Here is a 14628-nt window from a genome sequence, read left to right as displayed (position 1 = left end):
CTCACCCGACCGTGCCCGCACCCACCTCACGCCCGCCCGGCCCGGCTCATCCGACCGCGCCGTGCGTCCGCCCGGCCCGGCTCACTCAACCGCGCCGCGCACCCACCCCGCGCCCGCCCGGCCCGGCTCATCCGACCGGGCCGTGCGTCCGCTCCCGACCGTGCCGTACGCCCACTCCGCCGTACGCCTACCTGGCGCCCGCCCGGCCCGGCTCGTTCGACCGCGCCGCGCTTCGCCCGGCAGACCTCACCCGGCCGCGCCGTGTGCCCGCTTCGACTGGCGGTAGGCGCGCATCTTGGCACGCGTACCGCACACCGACATCGAACACCACCTGCTGCTCCGGTTCCGCGACCGATCGTAGAAGATCCACTCACATCGGTGCTCGCCGCACGCCTTGAGGCGCTCCCAGGAACCGTCGGCGACGGCGCCGGCGACGGACGCCAGCACGCCGGCCAGGGCCCCGCGCACGTCGGTCAGCGCGGGCCGGAGGCCGAGGCTCCCGTCCTCTCCGTCGAATCCCACGACGAGCGGGCAGGCGCGCGCGACGTGCTCGATCGTGCGGCGGGCCCGAGGGTCGGGGGGACCGCCGTTGTTCTCCCGCAGGAGCGCGCGGAGCGCCTCCCGCAGGAGCACGGCGTCGCGGCGGTCCAGCTCGTCCGGCTCCACCCGCGGGTCGCCCAGGCCGTTGCGATCCAGCCAGATGGCGAGGCCCTCCGCGGTGGCGAAGTAGTCGGGGCCGAACTCCACATTGACACTGTTGACGAACGCCTGCGCCAGCGCGAGCGGACCCGGCGCCACGGCTCTGTCTCCCGGTTGTCGCTTCACCTTGACAAGGTTACTACCGAAGTGCCTTTGTCGGTAGTGCGAGACCGGTGATTCACCGGACTTCCCGCACCGGCCGCGCCCTCGTTACACCTACGATCCCTCACATTTTGCGTTCGCATCCTGAGAAGAAGGTCTTATCAGACCCCCGTTGTCCCGCTTCTGTTACCGGCTTAGCGTAATTGCTGGTAACCGAAAAAGTCGGCCACGAGATCCGGAGCGCAAAGGGGAACGACGTGACGACCAGGGTCTATCCCGCCTACATCGGCGGCAGGGACATCACCGGCGACAGCGGGAAGTACGTCCACACGGTCACCACGCGGGCCGTCCTGGAGAACACCTTCCCCAGCCTGAGGCTCAAGCGCGACCTTGACCTGGGCGTCGTCGACATCGAATCGGCCGGGGACCTCGTCGCCGGAGCCTGTGTCGTCGCCGACGAGGAGATGGTGGAGCTGGCCCTCGAATCGGCGGCCCGCGCCGCCCCCGAATGGGCCCGCTTCCCGCTCGCCACCCGGATGGAGATCGGCTACCGCATCGCGGAACGCCTCGCCGAGCACCGGGACGAGCTGGTCGAGATCCTGGTCGCCGAGGGACAGCCCCGTTCCCTCGCCGAGGGCATGGTCGACGGGATCCCCCTCACCGGCTGGAGCCGGGAGACGCTCGGATGGTGTGCCGCGCAGATGCGCTTCGACCGGCACGACGGCGAGCGCGAGATGATCCTGCGGCGCGTCCCCGACGGGGTGGTCTGCGTCAACCCGCCGCAGAACGCCGCGGTCGCCAACGCCCTGTTCGGCGTCACCGCCCTCCTGGCCGGCAACGCCGTGGTGGTGCGGGCGCCGCGCGGGATCCCGCTCGCGGTCATGTACACGATGCGGGAGATCGTGGCGCCGGTGCTCGAAGAGGCGGGCGCGCCCCCCGGCACGCTCAACGTGCTCTGCGGACCCCCCATGCTCGACACCTGGCTGGCCAGCGAGCACGTCGACGACATCGTCTACATCGGGGGCAGCAAGAAGGGGCTGGCACTGGAGCGCGACTGCGTCGCGGCCGGCAAGAAGCCCATCCTGGAGCTCGCGGGCAACGACTGCTTCGTGGTCTGGCGCGACGCGGACCTGGACGTCGCGGTGGAGAGCCTCACCCAGTTCTTCACGCAGTCGGGCCAGATCTGCAACGTGCCCAACCAGGTGGTCGCCCACCCCGCGATCGCCGACGAGCTCATCGAGCGGCTGACCGTGGCCGTGCAGAAGATCCAGCCCGGATACCCCGAGGAGCGCGGCGTCGTGCTCACCCCGGTCCTGATGGTCGACGCGTTCCACGCCTGCGTCGCCCAGGCGCTCGGGCAGGGCGCGACGCTCGTCCACGGCGGGCGCCGCCTGGAGGTGGACGGCTCCCCGTCGGAGACCGGGTTCTTCCTGGAGCCGACGATCCTGCGGGTCGACGGGCTCGACGGCTCCAGATCGCTGTGGGTGGTACGCGACGAGACGTTCTTCCCCCTCCTGCCGGTCATCGTGCCCGAGGCCGGCGGGACGGACGAGGACCTGCTGGAGCGGCTCATCGAGTTCGTGAACGGCAACGCGTACGGCCTGCGCAACTCCTTCTGGGCCACCGACCCCTCGGTGATCGACCGGTTCGCCGAGGGGGCCACCGGCGGCGGCCAGCTCAAGATCAACGACTCGCACGCCGGCTTCCTGCCGTTCCTCCCCACCCACGGCGGGACCGGCCTGACCGGCGGCGCCTTCGGGGAGGCGAACTACCTCATGTTGCGCGCCTCGCACCTGCAGGGCGTCAGCATCGTCCGCCCGGCGACCGATACGGAGTGAAACCGATGACATCTCGTACTTTCAAGGCCCAGGTGTGGTGCTCGGCGGAGGACCTGATCGAGCAGCTCGGCGACGACCGGGCGTTCCCGTCGTGCGCCCCGGACATCCTCTCCGTCGAGGACATCGGCGGCGGGCTCCGCCAGTGGGTCCTCTCCTTCCGCGGCGGCACGGCCGAGTGGGTCCAGCACAGCCGCGCCCTGATCGGCGCGCAGCCGTACAGGATCGAGTTCGAGCAGGTGACCGGCGACTTCCACGAGTTCAAGGGCTCCTGGACGACCGCGGACCTCGCCGAGGGCTGCGAGATCACCTTCCAGGTGGACTACTCCACGAGCGTCCCGCACCTGGCGGGCGCGATCGACACGGCCGTCGGACGGGTGCTGCTGCGCAGCGTCCGGCGGATCCTCGACGGGATCTGCGGGCCGATCCACGTCACCGCGGGCGGCGAGTACCTGTGGGACGTCCCCGAGGTCCACGGCAGCCCCGGCACCTCCGGCACCTCAAGCACGGAAAGGACGCTCAGCCATGCGGTTCGATGACATCTGGATCTCCGGCACGGGCGGCACGCTCGGCGACCTGGTCCCGATAGGCCGGGCCGTCGAGGACGGCTCGTACTCGGCCGAGGTCGCCGAGAGCACCGGGATGGTCTCCGTCTCCCAGTCGGCGGAGGCTCCCCCCGAGATGGCCGTGACCGCGGGAAGGCAGGCGCTCAAGGAGGCCGCCGCCCACGGGACGGAGATCGGCCCCGGCACGCTCTACCTGCACAGTCACAGCCACTTCCAGGGCATCGACATGTGGCCCGCGGCCTGCTGGATCGGCGGGGAGCTGCTGGGCACCCACATGGCCGGGATGCCGATGACCGTCTCGGCGGCGTCGAACGGCTCCCTGGCCTGCCTGGAGATCGCGGCGGGCATGCTGTCGGGACGCCCCGAGCTGCCCTCCGCCCTCATCACGGTCGCGGACCGGTTCGCCCCTCCCACCGACCGCTGGTACCTCTCCCCCGGCATGGTCTTCGGTGACGGCGCCGCGTCGGCCGTGGTCACCCGGGGCGACGGCCGGCTGAGGCTGCTGTCCTGCGCGTCGGAGACCGACGCGGCCCTCGAAGGGCTCTCCCGCGGCGACGAGCCGTTCCGTACGGCCCCCGAGCCGCGGCCCGACATGAGGCGCAGGACCCGGGAGTTCCTGGCCCACGGCGAGCTGTCGCTGCGCGACGTCCGCGCCAGGTCGGCGGCCGGGACCGCGAGTGTCGTCTCCCGGGCGCTGTCCGACGCCGGCCTGTCCATGGACGGGATCGACTGGCTCGTCACGCCGTTCGTCGGGCGGGCCCTGTTCAAGGAGAGCTTCGTACGGCCCCTGGACGCCGTTCCCGGCAACACCCTGGCCGAGCTCGGGCTGACGATCGGCCACCTCGGCCCCGCCGACCAGCTCTACGGCCTGGACCACCTGTTGAAGGAGGAACTTCTGGAGCCGGGGGCCCGGGTGCTCCTCATCGGCACCGGCATGGGATTCACCTTCTCCGCGGCCGTTCTCGAGGCGCCGGGCGCCTGACCACAGAGGCGCGCGGCGCCTGACCACCTCACAGGAAGGACCCTCGTCATGACCGCCACCCAGATTCCGGACGTGTCCCCCACCCCCTCTCTCGACTCCCGCGTCACCCCGGTCGAGCCGCTCCTCCCGCCCGCGACGCTGCGGGAGGAGATCCCGATGTCGCGCACCGCCGCGGAGACCGTCCTCAACGGCCGGTACGAGGTCGCCCAGGTGCTGAGCGGCCAGGACGACCGGCTCGTCGTGGTCGCCGGCCCGTGTTCCATCCACGACCCCGGCGCCGCCCTCGCCTACGCCGAGAGGCTGTCCGACCTCGCGAGCCGGGTGTCCGACTCGCTGGTGGTCGTCATGCGGGTCTACCTGGAGAAGCCCCGGACCCGCCTCGGCTGGAAGGGGCTCATCAGCGATCCCCACCTCGACGGCTCGCACGACCTCAACAGCGGGCTGCGCCTCGCGAGAAGCCTGATGGTGGACATCCTGGAGACCGGCCTGCCGATCGGCTGCGAGTTCCTCGACCCGCTGACCCCCCTCTACTTCTCCGACGCCGTGTCCTGGGGATCGATCGGTGCCCGCACCGTCCAGAGCCAGGTGCACCGGCAGCTCACCAGCGGGCTCAGCATGCCCGTCGGCATCAAGAACGCCACGAGCGGCCACGTGGAGGACGCGGTCGACGCCATCGTCGCGGCCTCCAAGGGGCACGTCTTCCCGGGCATCGACGACGAGGGCGTCGCCTCGATCGTGGCCACCAGCGGGAACCCCGAGTGCCACGTCGTCCTGCGCGGCGGCAGCGATGCCCCGAACTACGGACCCTCCGACGTGGCGGACGCCCTCGAACTGCTGGGGAAGGCGGGGCTGCCCCAGCGCCTCTTCATCGACGCCAGCCACGGCAACAGCGGCAAGGACCACAAGCGGCAGCCCCACGTCGCCGGGGACATCGCGCGGCGGATCGCCGAAGGGGAGACCGGCATCGCCGGGATCATGCTGGAGAGCTTCCTCGCCGCCGGCCGGCAGGACCTGGTCCTGGGAAGGACGGACCGCCTCGCGTACGGGCAGAGCGTGACCGACGCCTGCGTGGACTGGGAGCAGACCACCCGCATGGTCGAGGAGCTCGCCGAGGCCGCCGAGACCGGGCGTTCCCTCCGGCGGGCCGGTGCCGAGGACACCCCCCTGCTGGCCGGGACCGCCCTGCCGATCCTCGCCTGAGCCCCTGTCCCCACGCTACTTCGAGAGGAACGATTCCCATGGAAACGACCAACTCGTCGCTTCCCCTCGCCCGTCCCGCCGGTGACGACCGGATCGGGGAACCGCACCGGCACTCCGTCCCCGTCCCCGAGCAGGCCCGCCCGCGGCGGGAGACGTTCGCCATGGCGGCCCTGGCCGGTCTGCTGCACCGCTACACGGGGGAGAGCGACCTGCTGATCGGACGGCGGGCGCGCGGGGGCGCGGCCGAGACCGTCCGGCTGCGGGTGTCGGGTGACACGACCTCGGCGGACCTGGTGGCCGCGATCGCCGCCGCGCGGGCGGAACCGCCCACCGGCGAGCCCTGTCACGCCGTCGTCTCGACGGACGACCTTCCCGCAGGCAACGTCCCCGCGAACGGTGGGGAGCCGGGTCAGCGCGCCGCGCTGACCGTCCTCACCCGGGACGGGGAAGGGGCCGGGGACGGCTTCGAGCTCGTGATGTCCCCCGCGGAGTTCGACGCGGAGGCCGCCGCCCAGTACGCGCTGCACCTGGGGCGCGTCCTCGACGCCCTGGCGGCCGACCCGGCCGTCGCGCTGCGGGACGTCCCCCTGCTCACCGAGGAGGAGTCGCGGCGCATCCTGGTCGACTGGAACCGGACCGACGAGCCCGTGCCCGACCTCTTCTTCCACGAGGTCGTCGCGGACATCGCGCGCCGGACGCCCGACGTGGTCGCGGTGGCCTGGCCCGGTGGCCGGCTGACCTTCCGCGAGCTCGACGACCAGGCCAACCGGCTCGCCCACCGGCTGGCCTCGGCGGGGGTCCGTCCCCGCGACCGTGTCGGGGTCTGCTTCCCGCGCGGCGCCGAGAGCCTGATCGCGCAGCTCGCCTGCTTCAAGAGGGCGGCGGCGGCGATCCTGCTGGACCCCGAGTTCCCCGACGACCGTGTCCGCTTCATGATCGAGGACGCCTCGGCCGTGGTGGTGCTGACCATGACGGCCCACGAGCCCAAGGTGTCCGGGATCTGCCCGGTGCTCTCGCTCGACGGCACGGACTGGCGCGACGAGCCCGCCACCCCCGTCAGCGAACCGGTCAAGGCCGAGGACCTCATCCACATCTGCTACACCTCGGGCTCCACGGGCGTGCCCAAGGCCGTCATGGTGCCGCACGGCGCGGCCCGCAACCTCATCTACAGCATGCGCGTGATCTGCGGCATCACCGAGAGGTCCCGGGGGACGTGGCTGGCCGCGCCCGGCTACGGCATGGTCGAGGTCGAGTGCTTCTCGGTCCTGGCCGCCGGTGCCACGGTCCACATCCCCGAGCCGTCGGTCGTGACGTCGCCCGAGTGGCTGCGCGACTGGCTCGTCTCCGAGCGGATCACCCACACCCTGCTCATGAAGGCCATGGCCGAACGGCTGTGGACGCTGCACTGGCCCGCCGAGACCGAGCTGGTCAACATCAGGATCTGCGGCGAGCGCGTGCAGTCGTGGCCCTCCGCCGACCTTCCCTTCCACGTGTTCAACCTGTACGGCTCCGCGGAGGCGACGGTGGTGGCCACGTGCGACATCACCCAGCTCGGCGTGGACCTCGGCGAGGAGGGGCGCGCCCACCGCCTGCCCCCGATCGGCCGGCCCACGCCCAACGTCAAGGCGTACGTGCTCGGCGAGAACCTCGAAGTCCTCCCGCCCGGAGTCGTCGGCGAGATCTTCGTGGCCGGGGAGAGCCTGTCGGAGGGGTACCTGGGCCGTCCGGAGGCCACGGCGGAGAAGTGGCTCGCCAACCCGATCGACCCGGTCCGCCACCCGGTGCTGTACCGGACGGGCGACGTGGCCCGCTACTGGACCGACGGGAGCATCGAGATCGTCGGCCGTACCGACAACCAGATCAAGGTCCGCGGCAACCGGGTGCACCTCGGCGAGATCGAGGCCGTCCTGGCCGCCCAGCCGGGTGTCGGCCAGGCGGCGGTCCTGGCCAGGAAGGACGGGCAGGGAGACGTCCAGCTGGTGGCCTACATCGAGCCGGGCTCCGGGCCCGTCCCCGAGGTGCGGGACGTCCGGGACGCGCTGCAGCAGACCCTTCCCTCGTTCATGGTCCCGGCGGCGTACGTCATCGGCGGCCTCCCCACGACGACGAACGGCAAGATCGACCGGACCGCGCTCCCCGAGCCGCCCCGGTCCCGGCCGGACGTCGGCAGCCCCTACCAGGAGCCGCGCGACGAGGTCGAGCGGTCCCTCCAGCAGATCTGGGCGAAGACGCTGGAACTGGAGGGCATCGGCATCCTCGACAACTTCTTCGAGCTGGGCGGGGACTCCCTGCGCGCGGCCCGGCTGACCGAGCGGATCCGCGAGGTCTTCGACGTCGACGTCGACATCGACGACCTGTTCGACGACGCCAGCATCGAGCGGATGGCCCACACCGTCGCGGAGGCGAGAAAGGGCTGACCCCCGGCCTCCCCGCGACGAATCCGAAAGAGGACCGGCCCCGGCGAACACCCGGAGCCGGTCCTCGGCATTTCCTCTTACTTTCACAATCCTTTTCCGGCCACCACTCCTTTTCGTTCACATCACGAGAAGAATGTCTTATCACCGGCCCGTTGTACCGCCCTGAGCTGCGGCCTAACGTAATAAACGGCAACCGAAGAATGGCCGTGAACCCGGGAAACAAATCACCGGCGACAACGGCACGAACAATCGAACGCCGGAGGTGTCAAGCATATGCAGGCCGCGGTCGTCTGGTGGGATCTGCGCGATTCCGACCAGACCGTCGAATCACTCCGCGCGTTCCTGCGCGACGAGGCGGTGGACCGGTTCTCCACGATTCCCGGGCTGCGCCTGAAGTTCTGGATATCCGATCGGAGGAGCGAGCGCTGGGGCGCCGTGCTGCTCTGGGAGTCGGCGGAGGCCGCGGCGGTCCCGCTGCCGGCCAGGGCCGCCGAGCTGATCGGATTCCCGCCCGTCCAGCGCTCCGTCTTCGAGGTGGAGGCCACCACCGAGGGCATCTTCGACATCGCCGAACTGGCGGGCCGTGGCCTGGCCCTGGAGGGATGACGAGGACATGGCGAAGATTCTCATCGCCGGTGGCGGCATCGGCGGTCTCGCGGCCGCGCTGAGCATCGCCGGCCGGGGACATCAGGTGATCGTGCTGGAACGCCAGGTCGCGTTCGCCGAGCTGGGCGCCGGCATCCAGCTGGGGCCGAACGCCTTCCACGCGCTCGACTGCCTCGGGGTCGGCGAGGCCGTGCGCGACCTGGCGGTCTTCATCGACGAGCTGCGCCTCATGGACGGCACGACGGGCGAGCGGGTGGCCAGCATGCCGCTGACCGGCGCCTACCGGGGGCGGTTCGGCAACCCGTACGCGGTCGTCCACCGGGGCGACCTGTACCAGCCGCTGCTCGACGCCTGCCGCGCGTCCGGCGACATCGAGCTGCTCGGCAGCCGGGCGGTCACCCGGTACGAGCAGGGCCCGGCCGGTGTCACCGCCGTCACGGACGCGGGAGACCGGTTCACCGGCGCCGCCCTCGTCGGGGCCGACGGCATCCGCTCGGCCGTCCGACGGCAGCTCGTCGGCGACGGCGGCCCCCGGATCTCCGGGCACACCATCTACCGCTCGGTCATCCCCATGGAGAACGTCCCCGAGGAGCTGCGCTGGAACACCGTCACCCTCTGGGCGGGCCCGAAGTGGCACTTCGTCCACTACCCGATCGGCGGCGGCAGGTTCCTGAACCTGGCCGCCACCCGCGACGACGACGCCCGCGAGGAGGTGGCCGGAGACCCCGCGGACAGGTCCCACGTGCTGGGCGAGTTCCCCGGCCTGAGCGACACCGCCCGCGCCCTGCTGGAGCTGGGCGAGGAGTGGAGGACCTGGGTGCTGTGCGACCGCGACCCGGTCGACCGCTGGACCGACGGGCGGGTCGCCCTGCTCGGCGACGCCGCGCACCCGATGCTGCAGTACGCCGCCCAGGGCGCGTGCATGGCCCTCGAGGACGCGGTGGTGATCGGCAGGCTGCTCGACTGCGACGCGGACGCGATCCCCCAGCGCCTGGAGAAGTACAACGCCGAGCGGGGCGAGCGCACGGCCAGGGCCCAGCTGGTGTCCCGCGAGATGGGGACGCGGCTCTACCACCCGGCGGGCGCCGAGGCGCGGGCGCGGAACGAGATGCTGTCCTCCTTCAGCGTGGACGACCTGCACGACAGGGTGGCCTGGCTGCACGGCGACCGCGACTTCAGCCGCGGTCTCAGCCTCAGCGCGGGAGCGGCCCGATGAGCAGGCTGCGCTGGCTGACCGCCGGGGAGTCGCACGGACCCGCCCTGGTGGCGACCCTGGAGGGGCTGCCCGCGGGCGTGCCGGTCACCACCGGGATGCTCGCGGACGCGCTCGCCAGGCGGCGGCTGGGGTACGGCCGGGGCGCGCGGATGAGGTTCGAGCGGGACGAGGTGACCATCCTCGGCGGCGTACGGCACGGGCTGACCCTGGGCTCGCCGGTCGCGATCGTGGTGGGCAACACCGAGTGGGCCAGGTGGGAGCAGGTCATGGCGGCCGACCCGGTCGCGCCCGAGACGCTGGAGGGGCTGGCGCGCAACGCCCCCCTCACCCGGCCCCGGCCCGGCCACGCGGACCTGGCGGGCATGCAGAAGTACGGTTTCGACGAGGCCCGGCCCATCCTTGAGCGGGCCAGCGCGCGGGAGACCGCGGCCCGGGTGGCCCTGGGCACGGTGGCCCGCTCCTACCTGCGGGAGACGGCCGGGATCGAGCTCGTCTCGCACGTCGTGGAACTGGCCTCCGCCAGAGCCCCCGCCGGGATCCTCCCCGCGCCCGGCGACACCGCGAGACTGGACGCCGACCCGGTGCGCTGCCTGGACGCCGACGCGAGCAAGGCGATGGTCGCCGAGATCGACCGGGCCCACCGCGACGGTGACACGCTCGGCGGCGTGGTCGAGGTCCTCGCCTACGGTGTCCCCGTGGGGCTCGGCTCCCACGTGCACTGGGACAGGCGCCTCGACGCGCGGCTGGCCTGCGCCCTGATGGGCATCCAGGCCATCAAGGGTGTCGAGGTCGGGGACGGCTTCGGGCTGGCCCGTACGCCGGGGTCGAGGGCGCACGACGAGATCGTGCCGACGAGCGAGGGCGTCAGGCGGACCTCGGGACGCTCCGGCGGGACCGAGGGCGGCCTGAGCACCGGCGAGCCGCTGCGGGTGCGGGCGGCGATGAAGCCGATCGCGACCGTGCCCCGGGCCCTGGCCACCGTGGACGTCAGCACCGGCGCCCCCGCGCGGGCCCACCACCAGCGGTCGGACGTGTGCGCGGTCCCGGCGGCCGGGATCGTGGCCGAGGCGATGGTCGCGCTCGTCCTGGCGGACGCGGTGGCGGAGAAGTTCGCCGGCGACTCGGTGACCGAGACCCGCCGCAACATCCGCGGCTACCTCGACCACCTGCCCATCGGCTGACCGGCGCACCCGGTCGAGGTAGTACTGGCTGTACCAAGGGTCTCCAGCTCGTGGGATCGAAGTGATGATCTCTCCCGCGACATGCTTCAAGGGTCAGCGAATGCCCCTCGAACAAGGAGTCCCGGTGTCCAAGCCCACCTCTCCCCGCTCCCGCCTGCTCGCCTGCGGGCTCGCCGCGCTGATCGCCGTCGGTGCCGCCACCGTGCCGATCGCGGCCTCGGCGTCATCGGCTTCAGCGTCGACGGCCGCCGGTTTCGACGACGACGTGCAGAAGTCGCTCGACGGGCTGGTGGGCAAGGAGTTCCCCGGCGCACTGGCCTCGGTACGCGACATCGACGGACACGTCACCGCCTACACCGCGGGCGTCGGCGACCTGAGGACGCGGGAGGAGGTGCCCGCCGACGGCCGGGTGCGTACCGGCAGCAACACCAAGACGTTCGTCGCCACCGTCGTGCTGCAGCTCGTCGGCGAGGGAAAGGTCGAGCTGGACGAGCCGATCGAGAAGCACCTGCCCGGCCTGGTCCGTGGCAAGGCCGGTGACGGGCGCGAGATCACGGTCCGCCAGCTTCTCCAGCACACCAGCGGCCTGCCCAACTACACCCGCTACATGCACCAGGACTTCTTCAAGATCCAGCACCGCTACGTCGAGCCCAGGGACATGATCGACGTGGCGCTGCGGCACAGGGCGTCGTTCAGGCCGGGCAAGGGCTGGGAGTACAGCAACACCGGCTACCTGCTGCTCGGCCTGATCGTGCAGAAGGTCACCGGCCGGCCGATCGCCGAGGAGGTCACCAGGCGGGTCATCGACCGCGCCGGGTTGCGCGACACCTACTGGCCGGGCGTCGGCGACCAGACCGTCAAGGGCCCGCACCCTCGCGGCTACACGGTCAGGAAGCCCGGGGGCGAGTTCGTCGACATCACCACGATGGACCCGTCCTGGGGCGGCGCGGCCGGCCAGCTCATCGGCACCCCCGACGACCTCAACACCTTCTTCCTCGCCCTCCTGGACGGCAGGCTGCTCAAGCCCGCGCAGCTGGCGGAGATGAAGAAGACGGTCAAGGCCCCCGGGTTCCCCGAGGGATGGCGGTACGGGCTCGGCCTGGTCAGGATGAAGCTGAGCTGCGGCGACACCGCGTGGGGCCACGGCGGCGACATCGACGGCTACGAGACCCGCGACGCCGCCACCACCGACGGCCGGGCGGCCGCGGTCGCGGTGACCGCCCTGCCCGGCAGCGAGGCCGGGGCCCTGAAGGTCATCAAGGTCGTCGACGACGCCGTCTGCGGCGCCAAGTAACGTCCCCTCCCCCTTTTTCCTGTCTCTCACCGAGGAGCACTCCCATGCCCGCGTTCACCGAGCACCGCCGCCCGCCGACCCCCCTGAAAAGCACGAAGAGCCAGAAGAGCCAGAAGAGCCTGAGGACCCTGGCGGCCGTGACGGCCCTGAGCGGCCTGACCCTCGCCGGCGTCCTGACCGCTCCGGCGGCGAGCGCCGCGACACCCGCCCAGGCCTCCGCCGCCGCCGACGTCCCGCCCCTGCAGAAGGCGCTGAACGACCTCGTCAAGAAGGACAAATTCCCCGGCGCGCTCGCGACGGTGCACGAGAGCGACGGTGAGGCGCGCTACTACACCGCGGGCGTCGGCAACCTGAAGACCAGGAGCAGGGTTCCCGCCGACGGACGGGTCCGCATCGCCAGCAACACCAAGATGTACACCGCCACCGTCGTCCTGCAGCTCGTCGGCGAGGGAAGGATCGAGCTGGACGCGCCGATCGAGAGGTACCTGCCGAAGCTGGTCCGCGGCAAGGCCGGCGACGGCCGTAAGATCACGGTCCGCCAGATCCTCCAGCACACCAGCGGCCTGCCCGACTACGACGACGCCCTCTTCACCGACTTCGACCGCTTCCTGCGGAAGTACTGGAAGCCTCAGGAGATGGTGGACCTCGCCCTGAAGCGGAAGGCGCTGTTCAAGCCCGGCAAGGGCTGGGGCTACAGCAACACCAACTACGTGCTGGCCGGCATGATCGTGGAGAAGGTCACCGGCCGCCCGGTCGGCCGCGAGATCACCGACCGGATCATCAAGCGCATCGGGCTGCGCGACACCTACTGGCCCAAGGCCCGCGACAGGAGCGTCCGCGGCCCCCACCCGCACGGCTACTTCGCGACCAAGCCCTCCGGGCCGTGGGTCGACGTCACCAGGTTCGACCCCTCGTCCGGCTGGGCCGCCGGCCAGCTGATCGGCAGTCCCGGTGACCTCAACCGCTTCCTGCTCGCGCTGCTGGGCGGCGAGCTGCTCGAACCGGCCCAGCTGGCGGAGATGAAGAAGACCGTCGCGGCTCCCGGCTCCGACACCGTCGGCGGCGGCCGCTACGGCCTGGGCCTGGCCACCTTCAGGCTGAGCTGCGGCGGCTTCGCCTGGACCCACGGCGGGAACGCCCCCGGCTACACCACCCGCAACGCCGTGACCAGGGACGGCAAGGCCGCGGCCGTCGCCGTCACCGCCCTGCCCGTCACCCTGGCGGGCGCCAGGAACGTGGAGAAGGCCCTCGACACGGCCCTGTGCAAGTAACGGGTGACCGGCCCGCTCGCCCCCGCACCGCCCTGTGCGAGTAACAGGTGACCGGCCCGCTCACCCCCGCACCACCACCGGCCCGCTCACCCCCCGCACCGCCCCGGCGGCACGCGGGGGTGTCGGCGTTTCGGAAGCCCACCGGCCCCCGGCCCCGGCCCCCCGGCGACCGTTCCCGCGAGGACGCGACCGTGAGACGGCCACCCGCCGGCCGTCCCGTGAACGACGCCTTCGAACGATGCCCTCACCTGGAACGCCGCGAGATTCGTCGATCCCCACCCGTGGTTTCACGCCGTTGTGCACGTGCCCGAGAATGTCCGCCATGGACTCCCCCGTGATCTTAGCGAGCCTGCCTTACGCTCTCGGCATCGTCATGCTCGGCCTGGGCCTCAGCCTGACCTTGGACGACTTCCTGCGGGTGGGCCGGTATCCGAGGGCGGCGGTGGTCGCGCTGCTGTGCCAGCTCGTGCTGCTGCCGGCGATCTGCTTCGGCCTGATGCTCGTCTTCCGGCTCCCACCGGAGCCGGCGGTCGGCATGCTGGTGGTCGCGGCGTCACCCGGCGGCCCCACGGCCAACCTGTTCAGCCACTTGTTCGGCGGGAACGTCGCGCTGAACGTCACGCTCACCGCGGTCAACTCGGTGCTGTCCGCGGCCACCCTGCCGATCGTGGTGAACCTCTCGGCCGGGTACTTCCTGCCCGGTGCGGCCGGCATCGGCCTGCAGTTCGACAAGATCGTGCAGGTGTTCGTGATGGTGCTGGCGCCGGTCGCGATCGGGATGCTCGTGCGCGCGCTGGCGCCGGAGGTGGCGCGGCGGCTCAACCTCCCCGTCCGGGTGCTGTCGATCGTGGTCCTGCTCGCGGTCATCTTCGCCGTACTGTACGGGGAGCGGGAGAACCTGGCCGGCTATTTCGTCTCGGTCGGGCTGGCCGCGCTGGCTTTCAACCTCGTGAGCCTGCTGGTCGGCTACAGCGTGCCGCGCCTGGCCGGTGTCGACCACGGCGCGGCCGTCGCGGCCGGGTTCGAGATCGGCATCCACAACACCGCGCTCGCCATCACGATCGCGCTGAGCCCGGGGCTGCTGAACAATGCCGAGATCGCCGTCCCGGGCGCGGTCTACGGCATCATCATGTTCTTCACGGCGACCGGATTCGGCCTGTTGATAACCCGTCGAGCTCGGACGAGCCTGTCCCGGTGACCGTCCGCGGGCGTGCCCGGCGACGTGGTCGGCGTTCGGGCCATCCGGTCGCCTCGCGCGG

The 14628-nt window shown here is 71.7% G+C and carries 12 protein-coding genes; 11 read left to right on the top strand and 1 reads right to left on the bottom strand.

What is annotated here, in order from left to right:
• Positions 1–246: 246 nt before the first annotated feature.
• Positions 247–825, bottom strand: a complete 579-nt coding sequence (locus AC5L38_RS13655; RefSeq protein ID WP_495243145.1) for a CGNR zinc finger domain-containing protein — start codon at positions 823–825, stop codon at positions 247–249.
• A 233-nt stretch (positions 826–1058) separates the two neighbouring features.
• Between AC5L38_RS13655 and AC5L38_RS13650 the strand changes: the two genes are divergently transcribed.
• The 11 genes from AC5L38_RS13650 (at position 1059) to AC5L38_RS13600 (ending at position 14567) form a co-directional block, all read left to right on the top strand.
• A complete protein-coding gene (locus AC5L38_RS13650) occupies positions 1059–2639 on the top strand; it encodes an aldehyde dehydrogenase family protein (RefSeq protein WP_495243144.1) in 1581 nt (526 codons plus the stop codon).
• A gap of 5 nt (positions 2640–2644) precedes the next feature.
• Positions 2645–3175 carry a type II toxin-antitoxin system RatA family toxin gene (locus tag AC5L38_RS13645; RefSeq protein WP_495243143.1) on the top strand — a complete coding sequence of 177 codons (531 nt, stop codon included), beginning with the start codon at positions 2645–2647 and terminating at the stop codon, positions 3173–3175.
• On the top strand, positions 3162–4184 hold the full coding sequence (locus AC5L38_RS13640) for a ketoacyl-ACP synthase III family protein (RefSeq protein WP_495243142.1): 1023 nt from the start codon (positions 3162–3164) through the stop codon (positions 4182–4184). The genes AC5L38_RS13645 and AC5L38_RS13640 overlap by 14 nt, the downstream gene beginning before the upstream one ends.
• A 48-nt stretch (positions 4185–4232) precedes the next feature.
• Positions 4233–5384, top strand: coding sequence for a 3-deoxy-7-phosphoheptulonate synthase (locus AC5L38_RS13635; RefSeq protein ID WP_495243141.1), 1152 nt, complete (start codon positions 4233–4235; stop codon positions 5382–5384).
• Between the two features lie 38 nt (positions 5385–5422).
• Complete coding sequence (locus AC5L38_RS13630; RefSeq protein ID WP_495243140.1) at positions 5423–7801, top strand: non-ribosomal peptide synthetase; 2379 nt, start codon at positions 5423–5425, stop codon at positions 7799–7801.
• A gap of 273 nt (positions 7802–8074) precedes the next feature.
• The gene (locus tag AC5L38_RS13625) at positions 8075–8407 is read left to right on the top strand and encodes a hypothetical protein (protein ID WP_495243139.1); all 333 of its coding nucleotides are present in this window, start codon (positions 8075–8077) and stop codon (positions 8405–8407) included.
• A 7-nt stretch (positions 8408–8414) separates the two neighbouring features.
• The gene (locus AC5L38_RS13620) at positions 8415–9623 is read left to right on the top strand and encodes a 3-hydroxybenzoate 6-monooxygenase (RefSeq protein ID WP_495243138.1); all 1209 of its coding nucleotides are present in this window, start codon (positions 8415–8417) and stop codon (positions 9621–9623) included.
• Complete coding sequence (gene aroC, locus AC5L38_RS13615) at positions 9620–10804, top strand: chorismate synthase (RefSeq protein ID WP_495243137.1); 1185 nt, start codon at positions 9620–9622, stop codon at positions 10802–10804. Before AC5L38_RS13620 ends, aroC begins: the two co-directional genes overlap by 4 nt.
• Before the next feature lie 124 nt (positions 10805–10928).
• Complete coding sequence (locus tag AC5L38_RS13610; protein ID WP_495243136.1) at positions 10929–12098, top strand: serine hydrolase domain-containing protein; 1170 nt, start codon at positions 10929–10931, stop codon at positions 12096–12098.
• A 44-nt stretch (positions 12099–12142) separates the two neighbouring features.
• On the top strand, positions 12143–13369 hold the full coding sequence (locus AC5L38_RS13605) for a serine hydrolase domain-containing protein (protein ID WP_495243135.1): 1227 nt from the start codon (positions 12143–12145) through the stop codon (positions 13367–13369).
• A gap of 334 nt (positions 13370–13703) precedes the next feature.
• Positions 13704–14567 (top strand): bile acid:sodium symporter family protein, encoded by an 864-nt coding sequence (locus AC5L38_RS13600; protein WP_495243134.1) that lies wholly within the window; start codon positions 13704–13706, stop codon positions 14565–14567.
• Positions 14568–14628 lie beyond the last annotated feature (61 nt).

It is taken from the genome of Streptosporangium nanhuense, assembly GCF_059358815.1.
This window is presented reverse-complemented; position numbering and strand designations above follow the sequence as displayed.